The organism is Chitinophaga silvatica, from assembly GCF_003419895.1.
In the GTDB taxonomy this organism is placed as follows: domain Bacteria; phylum Bacteroidota; class Bacteroidia; order Chitinophagales; family Chitinophagaceae; genus Chitinophaga; species Chitinophaga silvatica.
This window is the reverse complement of the sequence record NZ_QPMM01000010.1, coordinates 25,481-40,295: the sequence shown is the minus strand read 5'-3', so window position 1 is coordinate 40,295 and position 14,815 is coordinate 25,481. Positions and strand designations below refer to the sequence as shown.

19 protein-coding genes are annotated in these 14,815 nt (G+C 38.2%); 8 read left to right on the top strand and 11 right to left on the bottom strand.

The features are described 5' to 3' along the window. Positions 1-70: 70 nt before the first annotated feature. Together DVR12_RS18070 and DVR12_RS18065 are read left to right on the top strand one after the other, a co-directional pair. Positions 71-1,204 carry a dienelactone hydrolase family protein gene (locus DVR12_RS18070; protein WP_116977199.1) on the top strand — a complete coding sequence of 378 codons (1,134 nt, stop codon included), beginning with the start codon at positions 71-73 and terminating at the stop codon, positions 1,202-1,204. 152 nt (positions 1,205-1,356) lie between these two features. Next, positions 1,357-2,202 (top strand): alpha/beta hydrolase, encoded by an 846-nt coding sequence (locus DVR12_RS18065; RefSeq protein ID WP_116977198.1) that lies wholly within the window; start codon positions 1,357-1,359, stop codon positions 2,200-2,202. Positions 2,203-2,210: 8 nt separating this feature from the next. Here the strand turns inward: DVR12_RS18065 and DVR12_RS18060 are convergent, their stop codons facing one another. Further along, entirely contained in the window at positions 2,211-2,660 is a 450-nt protein-coding gene (locus tag DVR12_RS18060; RefSeq protein ID WP_116977197.1) for a DoxX family protein, read from the bottom strand. 154 nt (positions 2,661-2,814) lie between these two features. On the opposite strand from DVR12_RS18060, the gene DVR12_RS18055 reads away from it, so the two are divergent. Next, a complete protein-coding gene (locus DVR12_RS18055; protein ID WP_116977196.1) occupies positions 2,815-3,468 on the top strand; it encodes a hypothetical protein in 654 nt (217 codons plus the stop codon). Positions 3,469-3,530: 62 nt separating this feature from the next. Here DVR12_RS18055 and DVR12_RS18050 read toward each other — a convergent pair whose 3' ends face one another. The 4 genes from DVR12_RS18050 to DVR12_RS18035 all read right to left on the bottom strand — a co-directional run bounded on the left by DVR12_RS18050 (position 3,531) and on the right by DVR12_RS18035 (position 6,272). After that, entirely contained in the window at positions 3,531-4,001 is a 471-nt protein-coding gene (locus DVR12_RS18050; protein ID WP_116977195.1) for an SRPBCC domain-containing protein, read from the bottom strand. Positions 4,002-4,104: 103 nt separating this feature from the next. Continuing rightward, positions 4,105-4,986, bottom strand: coding sequence for an SH3 domain-containing protein (locus DVR12_RS18045; RefSeq protein WP_116977194.1), 882 nt, complete (start codon positions 4,984-4,986; stop codon positions 4,105-4,107). 44 nt (positions 4,987-5,030) lie between these two features. Next, complete coding sequence (locus DVR12_RS18040; protein ID WP_116977193.1) at positions 5,031-5,399, bottom strand: VOC family protein; 369 nt, start codon at positions 5,397-5,399, stop codon at positions 5,031-5,033. 75 nt (positions 5,400-5,474) lie between these two features. Then, the gene (locus DVR12_RS18035) at positions 5,475-6,272 is read right to left on the bottom strand and encodes a helix-turn-helix domain-containing protein (protein WP_199417142.1); all 798 of its coding nucleotides are present in this window, start codon (positions 6,270-6,272) and stop codon (positions 5,475-5,477) included. A gap of 148 nt (positions 6,273-6,420) precedes the next feature. Here DVR12_RS18035 and DVR12_RS18030 point away from each other — a divergent pair, with 148 nt between their 5' ends. The 3 genes from DVR12_RS18030 (at position 6,421) to DVR12_RS18020 (ending at position 8,231) form a co-directional block, all read left to right on the top strand. After that, positions 6,421-7,296, top strand: coding sequence for a serine hydrolase (locus DVR12_RS18030; protein WP_116977477.1), 876 nt, complete (start codon positions 6,421-6,423; stop codon positions 7,294-7,296). Between the two features lie 135 nt (positions 7,297-7,431). Next, positions 7,432-7,908 carry a hypothetical protein gene (locus DVR12_RS18025; RefSeq protein ID WP_116977192.1) on the top strand — a complete coding sequence of 159 codons (477 nt, stop codon included), beginning with the start codon at positions 7,432-7,434 and terminating at the stop codon, positions 7,906-7,908. Then, entirely contained in the window at positions 7,905-8,231 is a 327-nt protein-coding gene (locus DVR12_RS18020; protein ID WP_116977191.1) for a hypothetical protein, read from the top strand. Before DVR12_RS18025 ends, DVR12_RS18020 begins: the two co-directional genes overlap by 4 nt. A 52-nt stretch (positions 8,232-8,283) precedes the next feature. On the opposite strand, the gene DVR12_RS18015 is transcribed toward DVR12_RS18020, so the two are convergent. From DVR12_RS18015 to DVR12_RS17990, 6 genes are all read right to left on the bottom strand, one after another. Then, entirely contained in the window at positions 8,284-8,745 is a 462-nt protein-coding gene (locus DVR12_RS18015; RefSeq protein WP_116977190.1) for a hypothetical protein, read from the bottom strand. A gap of 381 nt (positions 8,746-9,126) precedes the next feature. Continuing rightward, the gene (locus tag DVR12_RS18010; protein ID WP_116977189.1) at positions 9,127-10,041 is read right to left on the bottom strand and encodes a bestrophin family protein; all 915 of its coding nucleotides are present in this window, start codon (positions 10,039-10,041) and stop codon (positions 9,127-9,129) included. An 11-nt stretch (positions 10,042-10,052) separates the two neighbouring features. Beyond that, positions 10,053-10,535, bottom strand: a complete 483-nt coding sequence (locus DVR12_RS18005) for a hypothetical protein (protein ID WP_116977188.1) — start codon at positions 10,533-10,535, stop codon at positions 10,053-10,055. Between the two features lie 108 nt (positions 10,536-10,643). Then, on the bottom strand, positions 10,644-12,002 hold the full coding sequence (locus DVR12_RS18000) for a sensor histidine kinase (protein WP_116977187.1): 1,359 nt from the start codon (positions 12,000-12,002) through the stop codon (positions 10,644-10,646). Further along, positions 11,986-12,705 carry a response regulator transcription factor gene (locus tag DVR12_RS17995; RefSeq protein ID WP_116977186.1) on the bottom strand — a complete coding sequence of 240 codons (720 nt, stop codon included), beginning with the start codon at positions 12,703-12,705 and terminating at the stop codon, positions 11,986-11,988. The genes DVR12_RS18000 and DVR12_RS17995 overlap by 17 nt, the downstream gene beginning before the upstream one ends. 81 nt (positions 12,706-12,786) lie before the next feature. Continuing rightward, positions 12,787-13,362, bottom strand: coding sequence for a histidine phosphatase family protein (locus tag DVR12_RS17990; protein ID WP_116977185.1), 576 nt, complete (start codon positions 13,360-13,362; stop codon positions 12,787-12,789). A gap of 178 nt (positions 13,363-13,540) precedes the next feature. Here DVR12_RS17990 and DVR12_RS27620 point away from each other — a divergent pair, with 178 nt between their 5' ends. Beyond that, positions 13,541-13,708 (top strand): hypothetical protein, encoded by a 168-nt coding sequence (locus tag DVR12_RS27620; RefSeq protein WP_158563300.1) that lies wholly within the window; start codon positions 13,541-13,543, stop codon positions 13,706-13,708. A gap of 32 nt (positions 13,709-13,740) precedes the next feature. After that, positions 13,741-14,814 carry a class I fructose-bisphosphate aldolase gene (locus DVR12_RS17985; protein ID WP_199417141.1) on the top strand — a complete coding sequence of 358 codons (1,074 nt, stop codon included), beginning with the start codon at positions 13,741-13,743 and terminating at the stop codon, positions 14,812-14,814. Position 14,815 lies beyond the last annotated feature (1 nt).

The window sequence follows — 14,815 nt, the reverse complement described above, 5'->3', positions numbered from 1 at the left end:
TAATATTTTGTAAAGTTGAAAATGACCTGTATTTTATGATCAGATATTTCATTGGTTTCAAAAATCATGTATGAAAATTTTACTATTTCCGTGTCTATTGTTTTGTAATCTCGCATTTTCCCAAACCTACGATGAGCTTAGAGCCAGCGCAGCCAGTAACTTAAATAAAAAAGACTATTGCGCGGCCTTATCTGATTTGAAAATAGCCTTCACTAAAAAATCAAAAATTGGCCCATATGATTATATAAGCGGAGTTAGTGCTGCTGCTAATTGTAATGACATCCCGTTAGCGCTTAAATGGTTGAAGAAAAGTTATGATCTTGGTCTTGGTACCAATCAGGAAGAAATCTCTTTTTTGGAAACAAATGAATCTTTCAAAAACATATTCGGAACGGAAGCTTTTCTATCTGTGTTAAAGGATATGAAGCTGCGTTTGGCTGAAAGCGAAAAGAAGAAAAAGGAAGATGCAGCAGCCTGGAATAAAGAGATTGTTGACCATCAGATACAGGCACAAGTGCCATTTCAAAAGGCTTCAGAAGGCTTCGCTCTCTATTTTACAAAGGTAGATGAACTGGAGGTTCCTTATATTGTATATGTACCTAAAGGATATAATCCAGCTACCTCTTATCCGGCAATAGTTTTCCTTCATGGTGGGGTGGTTTCCGTCAATGAATTTTTCTATAAGAGTTCTGATGTCAGAAAGGAACCAATATTCTCCATAGGAGAGCAGTTTCAAAGTATTATTATCTATCCATTTGCCAAGAAGGATTTTGGATGGGTTAACCAGGAAAAAGCATTTGAAAATGTATTTACCGTTGTAAGAATGGTAGAAGCAAAATATAATGTCAATAAAGAGAGAATATATCTTGGTGGAATGTCGAATGGTGGCACTGCTGCATTTTGGTTTGCATCACAAAAAGAAACGCCTTTTAGAGCATTTTATGCATTTTCTGCCAATCCTATTCTAAAAATCGGAGCAATAAATTTTGAAAATATAACATCAAAACATCCATTATATACCATCCACTCGAAGGATGATGAAGCCTTCAAATATAACGAGGTAGCCAGGGTATACAAAGAAAATAAATCTAAAGCGGAAGGCTGGAAATTTGAAACAATAAAGGAAGGCACACATGGCTTTATTTATGACCCTGAAATTGCAGCTAAATTATTAAGCAAGTTCTTTTCTGAAGTCTTAAAGTAGGTTAACCGTACATGAAATATTTCAGGTATTAAACAAGTTTAGATTTAAAAACATTATATTGATAGTATCAGCCCCGATTATTATAGACAATAGACTAACAATCCCCCTTTAACACAACTATCTAAACTTCAAATATTTAAAAGTGTATTAAAATGGCTTCAAACATTCAACCCCAAACAGATACTTTCATTACTGAAGATGGAACGAAAGTATTTTACAGGAACTGGAAATCTTTAAACGAGCCCAAAGGCCTGGTAGTTATTGCACATGGGTTTAACTCGCACAGTGGTTATTATCAATGGGCTGCAGAACAATTAACCTCACAGGGTTATGAAGTCTATGCACTCGACTTCCCCGGAAGAGGAAAATCCGATGGTGAACGCTATTATATTGCAGAGTATAATGTTTGGATATCTGATCTAGATAAATTGATAGATATTGCTCAGGCAGCTCAACCTGGTTTGCCAACCTTTTTATTAGGACACAGTGCCGGAGGGGTTATGTCTACCGTTTATTCATTAGAGCATCAGGAAAAGCTGAATGGTTTCATCTGTGAGAGCTTTGCATTTCAGGTTCCTGCACCCGATTTTGCCATTGCAGTTTTGAAAGGATTGAGCCATATTTTCCCACATGCTCATGTACTGAAACTGAAGAATGAAGATTTCTCCCGGAATCCCGACGTGGTTGATTTTATGAATAACGACCCTCTCATTGCCCATGAAGTGCAGCCTACCAAAACGGTAGAACAACTTGCCCTGGCGGATGAAAGGATTAAATCAGAAGTGGCCACCATTAATCTGCCTCTTCTCATTCTGCATGGTACGGCCGATAAGGCTACAAAGCCTGAAGGCAGCAAATACTTTTATGATAATGCCTCATCAGACGACAAGACAATAAAGCTCTATGAAGGACATTATCACGACCTGTTAAATGATGTTGACAAAGAAGTGGTAATGAATGATATTATAGAATGGTTGAATGCCCAAACCAATAAATAGGAAATCGCTTATTTTACTACGAAGAAATAAGTCCAGATAATTAAAAGCACCTGAAAGGGTATACGAAACCACAGATAGGAAAGCCCTTTCCCATCGAAAGTTCCAGTTTCGTAGTTGAGGTGTTTAATAGCTGCATTTATATTGGATGGCAGGATTAATATGAAAAATATGATCAGTAGTATTCCTGTAATTGTTCTTAGGGCAGGAATAAAAATCCCTATAGCTGCAGCTATTTCTATAAATCCGGTTAAGTAGATTAGTTGAACCCGGAAGGGAATAAAATCTGGCAGCATCATAGACATACCTTTTGTAAAAGCAAAATGTCCGATAGCTGTAAATAGGAGCATTATAGACAATGCTAGTTTACCCGAGAACTTGTAATCCGGATTGCCATTAAGTAAAAATGTGATAATCAATGATATAATAAATACTCCAAGTAAAACAAATAATGGTTTCATCTTTGCAAAATTATTTTGTCCTGAAGTCTGAATCAATGAACAATTGTTAACTAATTTCCTTGCTGATAATCAACTGCTAAAGTACAAAAAGGTCTGAATATAGATTTTGAATAGTTTTTTTATAAATTAATGGAGTTTAATAAATCGAGGTACAATGCCAATGTCAATTCCCTATGCTAAATTAATAACTGCATTTTTTATCAAATGTTTCTCTTCAGCACAAAAAAATATTAGAGTTGTAATTATTTTTATTTGCCTGTTATCAGTAGTTGCATGCGATAGTTCTACTAAAGTGGCCACTAAAAACAGCACTGGCAATAAGGATTCAATACAAACAATGGTAATGAATAGTGTAAATACTGTACTGGAGGAAGATGCTGAGTTAATGGATTTCTATAAATCATGTATAAAGAGATATAATGATACTGTACGTATAGATACTTTAGTAATGATCGGCAATAAGAATATAGAAATTTCATTTCGTCATTATTGCTTACATGATAGTACTCTACGTATTCCTGCAAAATATACACAGATTTATGGACTGAAAAATTTCATTACTCATAACTTTGAATCAACTTTAAAAGTTGCTTCAAATAATAAGGTTATTCTTGATACTATTATTCAGAAAATAGTATTTACTGATAGTCTTCCAACCTATCTGAGAGAATATGGAGCATTAATGTTTCCCGTTTTTACAATTCAAAATTACGAACGGATTGTAATTAATTACAGTATATCAATTCCATTAACTGATGTGGGTGAAGCTGTTACTTTTATGACAGCTATAGAAAAGCAGGAGCAATAATTATTTTACGAATAAATATTCATAAAATAATTTGGTTTATACCATAAACTACATTTGTATAGCTAATCTTCAAACAGAGAAGTAAGTTTGTTGAGCGTCAGTTCGGTACCTTTTTCATTATCTTCTATTCTTATACCATCCGGTATATTGTTGAAGCTAATAGAGATTTTAGTATGCTTCTCATCAACAGGTGTAAACAACACTGTCATAGTCATTTCGCCTTTAAATGCTTCCTCTTCCGTATCAAATTGAGTAGCAGTAGTGATCTTATGGAATGGCTGTAATTCAATGAATTTAGAGGTAAAGCGGTCTTCTTTCGCTCCTGATTTGCCTTGGCTCTTCTGGTCAGTTGCAGGGTAAAAGAGCGACATACTATAGCCTCCGCCAACCCGTAAATTGAATGAGTGGATTTGCGCAATCATATCACCTGGGGCCAGGAAACGTTCTAATATCAATGGGTCTGTAAAAGCATGATAGAGCTGCTCTGGTGTAGCTTTTATTATTCGGGTATTCGATGAGGCACGGTTTTCCATGATTGAAAATATTTGGACACACTAAAGTTAATTAATGGAAACGAAAAAGGGAACGGGAGATAGATGAACTATCCCTCGTTCCCTTAAATTTACGATACTTATATTATTTACCTTTGATCTCAGTAATTGTTCCATTCACTCCATCCCACTGATAGGTAGTTTTACCTCTTCCTGTTACTTTCATAATGCTCAAACCGTTTTTGTCTACTTTCTCTGTTGCTTCTTCGGTAGACATTTCCCAAACAATTAAATCAGGTTTCCCATTTTTCTCATTTGGGAAGATGAAATTTTCAGAATGATAAAATACATCTGCATCTCCTATAGATGTTTTGTGTGGAAGCTGCACCAGTTTACTGTCTGCTGTCCATGCAAAATAGTAGTCATAAGTTGGAATTCCACATGCTTCTCCACTAAAGGAAAGAATAATAATGTTCTGAACATTAGACAAGCCCATCCCACTCATTATTTTACCACCACTGAAATTAGCACTTTCATCATCACTAACTATGAGCGAGGATTTAGTAATGATCTTTCCATTCTGAACCACCTTCAAGCGAACCAGGAACTGAGGAATGGTATCCCTTTTTTTGCCATCTATTGCTATACTATCTGCTCTTCTCTCAATTCCATATACAAACTTGGTATCTCCCCGGCGTAGAGGGGCACAACTAATTAGGCCCTGCCATACATAACCATTCTTTTGTTCTCCGTTTTTCGTGTAGTTGATTTTTAACCACGGGCCTTTAATTCCTCGGATCGTCAGTGGCTTATTGGTCACATTTAGAACCAGGATATTATCACCTGCCAGCAACGTATCAATAGGGGGTTGCTTTGTGTCTGGCGAACTGCGTATAAAAGCTGTATCGGAGAAGATATAACGTTCGGTACTATCTCCATAAATAGCCCAGCTACGCATATCCGGGAAGTCCTGGGCGGCAACAATTTTGCTGGAAAAAATTAACAGTAGCAGAAATAGCTTTCTCATTTCATCTAAATATTTGCATCAAAAAAGAGGTGCAAATATATTCATTAAAGCGAAGTGATCCACCAGGTATTTTCATTGGCATCCTTAACCCCACAACTTCTGCCATAAGGGTGGTCTGCCGGCTCCATAATTTTGATGGCGCCATGTTTTAAGGCAAGGTTATAGGTTTCATCAGCATTTTCTACATATACAAACAGCCCTGCCGGCGCTGAGCCCCATTCAGGAAGCACATTACCAAACATAATAGTACTATTGCCAATCTGAATTTCTCCATGTCTCAAAATCCCTGAATCGTGATAATCTTCATGCGTAACCTTCGCATTGAATACTTCCTTAGTAAACTCCATAAATCCTTTTGCATCGTTAAGAATCAAATAAGGCATTACAGTTTGATGTCCTGCTGGTACTTTCATAACTTAATTATTTAAGTAAAACAATGATGTAAAATTATTCGGGAATAAGCTAACCAAATTGGAAAAATCCGACAATCATTCTTCCATCCAGGTTGTGGCAGGTGATTTACCAGCAAAAAACACTTTGGGCTGAAGTCCGGAAAACTCTTTAAAATCATGAATAAAGTGAGATTGGTCGTAATACCCGCATTCCAAGGCTATTTCCGTAAGTGATTTGCCCTTGCTGCCATATTGTTTAACGGCATGATTAAACCTGGTAATTCTGGCAAACAACTTGGGCGAAAAACCTGCAAAGTAATTAAACTGCCTTTCAAACTGTCGCTCAGATAAGTAATATTGCTCAGATACCGATTTAACATTGATTAGCCCTCTTGTTGCAATTATTTGTCTGATAGCCCGAAAGATAGGTAATTCATCATACTGCCTGGCCAGCTGTTCATCAACAAATTGTTCAATAATAGCTATTCGTTCAGGGAGGGTATGAGCAGCCGCTATCTTTTCTTCCAATGCTAGGCCGGTTGACTTCAAAAGTAACGATAGTTCAGGCACCTGATTGGTTAGGTCGCTTGCCGGAATATTGAAAAGGAGGGGAATAGCATGTGGATAGAAATATACCCCAAACATTCCAAATCCGCTGGTTATGTGAAATTGCCGGATAACACGACTTTGACCGTGAATTCCTGCGGTAAATGAACTTTCCTGCTTACCGTTTTTAAATATCTCATTGAAACGGCCATCATAATGAAATAATAATTCAGGACACATATCAGCCATAGAGTGATGAGTATAAGGTTCATCACTTTCCAATAACCAATAGGATCTTATAATCTCCCTGAATCTTGGAGCAGGTGGAATAGTAAGATATTTCATCATCACAAATGAATATTAACTTCCTTCTCCTAAGATATCAATTATCTTTTACACATCGAAATCCTAACGTTCAAACATAGGATATATGGATTTTCCCACACCAGTTATTATCCTTCTTTGTTTTTTTATATCGATAGCTTATTTTGTTGGAATGAAAAAGTTTCAAATATTTACCCTGTTACTATTGTTGCCTGTTTTTACCTATGCCCAAAAGAAGTTGAAGCACGATAAGGTTTTGCAAAAGAAATTGGAAGAAACAGTTAGTCAGTTTAAAGGCTTTGCAGGTATTTATGTATGTCAGCTTTCCACAGGCAGGTTTGCGGCTATAAATGCAGATACTGTCTTTCCTACAGCCAGTATTGTAAAAATCCCTTTGCTGGTAGGGTTATTCGATAAAATTGATAAAGGTGAATTACAATATCATCAGCCTATGTTATATAGGGATTCTATCAGGTATGGAGGGTCTGGAATCATGCAATTCTTTAAAGACAGTACCAAAACAGAATTGAGTGTGCTGGCTGCTTTAATGATGTCGTACAGCGATAATACCTCATCCTTATGGAATCAGGATCTGGCAGGCGGAGGGGCAACTGTCAATAAACTGATGGAACAATATGGGTTAAAGGATACGAGGGTCAATTCCCGCACACCGGGCAGAGAGGCAATCAGAAAGATATATGGTTGGGGGCAAACCACTCCCAGGGAGATGGCGGCACTTTTGGTTAAAATTCGTAGGGGCGAGGTAGTTAGTCCTAAAGCGAGTGACAGAATGTATCGTTTAATGACGAAGGGATATTATGATGAACAGGCTGTTGCGCAAATTCCTGCTTATATCCAGGTTGCTGCCAAAACCGGGTCGGTAGATGATTCGAAGTCGGAAGTGCTGCTGGTGAATGCACCACATGGAGATTATGTTTTGTATGTAGGTACCAAAGATATTCAGGATCAAAGGTGGACAGACGACAATGAAGCTGTTATGCTCATCAGGTCAATATCAGCTTTAGTCTGGAAGCATTTTGAGAAATAGGAATTTCTTCACTACATTGGCAATGTTTATTTATTTTATCCCTATCCGGTTGCTATTAGGCTATGCATAAACCTTTAAAAATTTCATACTGAGGTGGTATGTCGATAAGTTTAGCGGAGCGATATGAAATTTCTTATGAAAGCTTTATTTACATTTTTACTTGTTGTTCTAATTGGTATTCAATCAGGTTTTGAGCAAAGAAAGAGCAAATCTAATGATAGTCTGGATGTTGTTATTTCTGGTTATATTATCAACTTAGACGGTGCAAAATTATTCCAGCCATGCCCGGATTCTTCTTTATCAATCTGGGAGGCTTTATCCAAAACTTCCTTTGGTATTGATGATCCGCAAGCCTTCTGCAATTTTGAAGGAGCGTATGTGAAAAAGTCATCTGTTCAATATATCATCAATACTTCTCCTACTATTTATAAAGGTGAGCTGCAGTATTATTATGGCACTATAAAACTGGCAATGTTTTTAGTTGGAAATAATAAAAATGAATTTACTACATATGATACGCCAGCCTTTCAGATTTTGTATGAAAACAGGAAATTGCCATTGAAAGGTTTTTATGTGAAAGGAAATTTAAAAGAGATAAAACCGGCAACATGAAGAAACTGATTTTAATTGTTTTTTTATGGGGGATAGCTATGTTCTTTGGGCTTTTAATCGCCTATGCACCTATGGATAGTTGTACTATAATATTCGACTATTTAGCACATACATTAGCTATAGTAGGGTCATTGTATTTGGTTGTTTTCTTTCTGTTTTATAGAAAAAAGGAGTTATATAGATTAATGATGCTAACTGCTTTATCTGTATTAATAGTTGGAATTATTTTTTCCATTTATTTCAATGGGTTCTCAGATCATACACCAGAAGTTTTAGGTATTGATGGGCCTTGCCCGTGCCCCTTTGATTTCAGAGATAAATAAGGCGCCTCTTTTGGAAGCGCCTGAGCAAAAGAAATAAAACCTATTTGAATTGTTATGGTGCCGCTGTTTGAACAGCGTTGATCATATCATTGTAGTATTTTTCGAGTTTAGCTTTATCTTCAGCATCAATTTTCTCAGCTGCTACTTTTTTATTGTATTCATCTCTGAGCGAATTCAGTTTATCCATGTATTCACCGGCTTTTTTACCGCTATTGGCATTTACCAGTTCTGAAAGGTATTTGTGAAAGTCTTCAGCCAGCATTTTAGCATTATTCTTTTTAAATTCTGGCATTGGAATTTTAGACATAGCAGCATTTATAGCTGATTGAACAGCTGCTACAGCGGCATTGGCAGCATTAGCATCGCTGGCTGCTTCGTGCATAGCGGAAGCCTGTGCAGATTGAGTGGCTTCGTCGGCTTTTTGTTCCGCCATTTTTTCATCGTGCTTTTGAGGATTCTGACAAGCAGCGCCTACAAATAGGGCAGCTAACAGACAATAATGTACAAGTTTCATAACTTAATTTTTTTAGTGAATCAGTTAGGGCTATCCTGGTTTCCGATTGAATAGCTAACTCATAAGAACACTGATAAATGATTTTTGTTTAATATGGAGATTGATAATCATTAATTCTTTTTTCAATACTCCGGCAATTAATCTGTTTATATGAGTAAGAAGCCTATTTATAAAGGTTTCGTGTTGAATTTGCTTTAAATGAATATTATTTTCCTAATTATTTTGGAGCTAATCAGTAAATAAATTAACCTTGGTTGCCACCTATCTAAAAAGAACTGGTAGACCAGTAAAATAATAAGCCCCGGTTGATACCGGGGCCATTTTTTACGCTATAAATTACGGGCCCTGTGGGAGAGGGCGCCTTAAACACAAATCAATAGTTTATAACACATAGAATCGGCCAACTTCTAACTGTTCCTCTGGTGTGTTATACTGTTCATGTAACTGCTGTCTCAAATCTTTCTCTATATTCCTTGCGATTGTTGTTACTGGTGTATCTGTAGGTTTATTTTCGAATGGATCCTGTAGGTTGATGCCCATCTTTTCAATTAATAAAAAGGATGATGCAATGGCAACTACAATCGGAATTTCCATGAAGCCTAATACATCTATCAATGCAAATGGCAATAACAGTATAAAGAATATCAAGGTGAAATGGGTGTACAGGCTATAGGTGGCCGGAAACACGGTATTTTTGATTCTTTCGCATTTACCCATAGCATCGCAGAGCCTCGATAAGGTTTTATCAATTTCTACCTGCTGGTATTGATTGATCCATCCTTGTTCCAAAGCAAACTTCAGATCCTTACCGTGTAAAAGCAACAAGGCAGCCGGTACATTATCATATCTCATCACATAGTTTAATTCCCTTCTGCTTAATAATCTTTCCAAACCTTTGAGGGGATCAGTCTTCCGTAACGATTGTCCAAGGCTATAGCACCATGCTGCCTGTCGCTTTACCATGCGTTCCTGGAACTCTGTCAGTTCTTCCGATTGGTAAGTACTGTCCATTAAGCACAGAATCTGTCTGGTCAGTGAACGCGAATCATTTACTATGGCTCCCCAGATTGTTCTGGCTTCCCACCATCTGTCATATGCCTGGTTAGATCTGAAGGCAAGGAGTAGCGATAATACTGTTCCTAATACCATAGGTACAGCCAGTGGGATCACCAGACTGGTGAAATCATATCGGTAATAAAGCAAATTGATGGCGAGGGTATAGATGGTTACCAACAACATCTCTACTTTAATTTTACCGAAAACATACTTTAAGGGAATGTTCTTTTTAAGTAACATAACAATGTGTTTTATTCAGCTAGTAATAGCGCAGAGATTGTTGACCTGTCGGTAATGAACTTCCTGCGCTGCATCTGTATCCTCATTTTGGGATAGTTACATTTATTCAACAGCTTCTCCGGATCATAACTTCTTTTGGAAGGAGCATTAAAATCATGATCGGCCGGTTGAATAATCAGATCAATATTCTGCGCAATGAGGAAATGTCTTAATGCCGCTTTAGTACTACCATGAAAGAATTCAATCTTTAACTGATTAATGGCGGAAGAATATTTATTTCTGATAATCTCGCATCCATCCTGGAAATCTGATGAAATCAATTCTATATGCCTGCTATTACGGGTATAGGTCACCAGATCAAACAATGAATCGGGCATTTCCAGTGCATGCATAAAAATGATATTCAACTTTTCTCCCGGATGCTGGGCTACAATGTTGTGCACATAACTTAATGAGCGAATTGAAAAGTCTGTAGGAATGAGTATATTTTTCATATCTGGTAACTTTTATACGACAAAATTATTATCGTGAAATAAGTAACCAGTAAGAGCGGAATTAAAAGGCTGTAAAAATCTGGTAAGAATTCGGTAAGAAAGCAGGTTCTACAGTGGAAGTTCCACTCTGATCTCTGTTCCCTCGTTTACCTCGCTGTTAACAATAATATCGCCTTTATGCATTCTGATAATATTCATAGCCAGGGGCAGTCCAATTCCATATCCTTTAAAGGATGAAGTATTGGAAGCACGGAAGAAAGGAGAGAAAATATAAGGCAGATCTTCGGGTGGAATACCAATGCCCATATCTTTTATAATAAAGATGTTTTTCTTTTCTGTAGCTGCCAATGCTACAGAAACAGGTTTATTACCGGAGTATTTTATGGCATTGACGATTATATTGGTAAGAGCCAGTTCTAATAACTGCATATTACCCGAAATCTGAAGTTTTTCTTCTTCTTCCGGAAACAAGCTATAATCTATTTCAACATGGTTATCGGGATACATCTTATCAATGGTCTGTTTCGCGGTGAACAGGAGCTCATCTGTGCGGATAAATTCCCATTCCTGTTTTTTACCATCAAATCCTGTCTGGGCAAGGTGTAATAAGCTTCTGGTAATATGTTCCAGTCGCTCTGCTTCGCTAAGAATATTTTGAAGAGAGTAGATATAGGTTTCAGAAGTTCTTTCCTTATTTAAAGCTAATTCTGCTTCTCCGATGATTGCGGTCAGGGGAGTTCCTAATTCATGTGATGCATTGCTGACGAAGTTATTTTGAGTTTCAAAGGCCGTTTCAAGCCGGTCGAGCATATTATTAAATGTATCTGCCAGGTCGGTAATTTCATCCTTACTATTATCTACGTTTAACCGTAGGTGTAGGTTTCTGGAGCTGATACTTTTAACCTGCATCATCATTTGCCTGATAGGCTTTAGAATATATTTAGAGAAGAAGATGCCTGCAGTTATAAAAATGATGCTGGAAGCCAGCGAACAGATAAATAATATTTTTCGTAACCAGGAAAGATATTCAATACTATATTGATTAATAGCAGAAACAATTACAATATAAAGGCCCTGCTTGCTTTTATATAAGACGCCTTCAAAGAACCTGTCACCTTCGCGGTGGGTAGCTTTACTTTCCCGGATAACCTGCTGGTAAAAGGTGGGGGGCAGATCCAGTTGCTCATTGGTAGCTACGGCACCATTGGTATTTACCGACAGAAAGTATTCCTTTTCTGCAGGGAGTTTTTCAAGATGTTCATCTCTGATCTCATTGTAAATGGCACTATCAGATTCGTAATTGGGAAGAGTGGCTTTGGCGGCCAGATATGCACGTATTTCCAGGCGTTTATAAAAATCCTCAAAGGAGTGCTGATTGGCAAAATAATACACCAATATACTCATCATCAGGATGGTAGAAATAGTCAGGCCTGCAAATACCATTAATATTTTAGTGCGTATCCTCATCCAGTTTGGTTTCTTTCAACATATAACCTAATCCTACTACTGTATGAATAAGTTCAGTTGGGTTATGTTTATTTATTTTTTTTCTCAGATAATTAATATAGACATCCACTACTTTAGTATTCATATTGAATTCTATACCCCATACGTGTTCCAGAATTTCGAGCCGGGATAATACTTTACGAGGATTTTTAAGCAGGTATTCTAACAACCTGTATTCGGTAGCAGTAAGCGGAATACTTTTCCCATTTCTGCTGGCCGCTTTGGTATCTGTATTCAGAGAGAGGTCCGACAGGCTAAGAAGGGCAGCTGTGCTGATAACGGGTACGGGTGTATCATTTCCGTTTTTGCGTCTTAACAGGCTACGGATACGTGCTTCCAGTTCCTGTAGTTTGAAAGGTTTCAGCAGGTAGTCATCGGCGCCGGAATCCAATCCCATTACTATATTTTCGGTAGTGCCAAGGGCGGTCAGCATTAAAATAGGCGTATCTATCTGCGATTGACGGAGAGATCTGCATACTTCAATACCATTCATGCCTGGTAGCATGACGTCTAATATAATTAACCGGAAGTTTGTATTATTCAGGGCCATCTGAAACCCGCTATTGCCATCGGGGGCAACACTAACCTCATATCCGGCTTCGGTAAGCCCGCGGGTGATGACTGATACTACAGCAGGTTCATCTTCTATTAACAATAATTTCATGGGTAACAAATATAACCCTCATGACTAAAGTCACAAAGTTCATAAATGGTACAGGCAGTTTTTTAACAATATCTTGATAGGTTAATCAAGATGTCTAATACAGTTAAATAGTTCGCAGTTCCAACTGTCATCCAATCGTAAAAGTCTGGTGAATGACGTGTTTTTCATTGCTGGAGTAGGGTTCAGAGCTGGAACAATAGTATCTAGCAATTGGCGTATAAAGCTGCCATGGGTAACTAAAACTATTTTTTTGCCCTTATTTTCGGCACTTATTTCCTGGAGAAAGGATAGGCCCCGGTTTACAACAGATTCTCTGGGCTCCATGCCTAAATCTAATTGTTTCCAGTTGGCGCCCCATTTACTGAGCCTTTCTTCTTCAGTGGTGCCTTCGATGAGTCCACCGCCTGCTTCTCCGATTCTTTTATCTTCAATTACGCTGTTGAGTTTTAATTCCTGAGCGATAATAGCGGCGGTTTGGCGGGCACGGATCAGGTGGCTGGAAAATATCAGATCCCAATTTTCGCTGCTCAGGCGTTGACCTAGTTTCATGGCTTGTGCAATGCCTTCTTCATCCAGCGGAATATCTGAATATCCTTGTAGTCGGCCTGCTTTATTCCAGGAAGTAGTACCATGACGAATAATTGCGATCTCAGTCATATTTTCTCTTTTTCTATTTTCTGGGGGGCAAATATAGAAAATTAGAAACGCTGATCCTACTCCTGAGGTGTTTGCTTATAAGAAAATTAACAAAAGGGTGAGGATATTGATATTATGAATAAATTATAAGAACGATTAATGAAATGTCTCTTCTTTAGGATTATGTATATTTGTTTGTATGGAGAAAGATAATCGACCTGCTACAGAAGCCCCTGAAAAAACAGAAAAGAAAGAGAGAGAAGAACCCATAATACATGATGGTTCGGGCGGGGCATTTGAAAGTACGGAAATGGTTTCTGAGGAGCGGGAAGATGTGCCAAAATCTCCGGGTCCTACACCTTATTAAATTGTTTTGTTGATTTCTAAATAGCAATGCTTATGTTATCATTAGACAAGATCAGTGAATTGTTAGGGAAGGAAAGTGAAACCCTTTTAAATCACCAGAGCAGGACTATAGATAAATCGATGTTGCATCTACCGGGCCCTGATACGGTGAATCGTATTTATCAGACTACCAGCCGCAATCCACAGGTATTAAGAAGTTTAGGTCAGATCTTCGGGCATGGCAGGTTAGCAGAAACCGGCTATGTATCGATATTGCCGGTCGACCAGGGAGTTGAGCATAGTGGTGGGGCTTCCTTTGCGAAGAATCCTGCATATTTCGATCCCGAAAATATTGTAAAGCTGGCGATAGAAGGAGGATGTAACGCTGTAGCCTCTACGTTTGGCGTACTTTCGGCGGTTTCACGTAAATATGCACATCGTATACCCTTTATCGTTAAGATTAATCATAATGAGCTGCTTACTTATCCGAATAAGTTCGATCAGATAATGTACGGAACGGTAGAAGAAGCCTGGAACCTGGGAGCAGTAGCAGTTGGCGCAACGATATACTTTGGCTCTGAAGAATCCGACAGGCAGATAGTGGAAGTTGCCCAGGCATTTGAAAGAGCGCATGAATTGGGAATGGCTACAATACTTTGGTGCTATCTTCGTAATGATGCGTTTAAGAAGGATGTGGACTATGATTTATCGGCCGATCTTACAGGGCAGGCCAATCATTTGGGCGTAACCATTCAGGCAGATATTATCAAACAAAAGCTACCAATGTATAACGGAGGTTTTAAAGCTCTCAATACTGGTACTTCTTCATATGGGAAATTAGACGAGCGTATTTATACAGAACTGACCTCCGATAATCCAATAGATTTATGCAGATACCAGGTAGCAAATTGCTATATGGGAAGAATGGGATTGATTAATTCCGGTGGGGCATCAACAGGGGCTGCTGATCTGGCGGATGCAGTGCGTACGGCGGTTGTCAATAAGCGGGCAGGCGGCATAGGGCTGATTTCCGGAAGGAAAGCCTTCCAACGCCCGATGGCTGACGGAGCAGCTTTACTGAATGCTATTCAGGATGTATATTTAAATGAACAAATAACCATCGCATAAA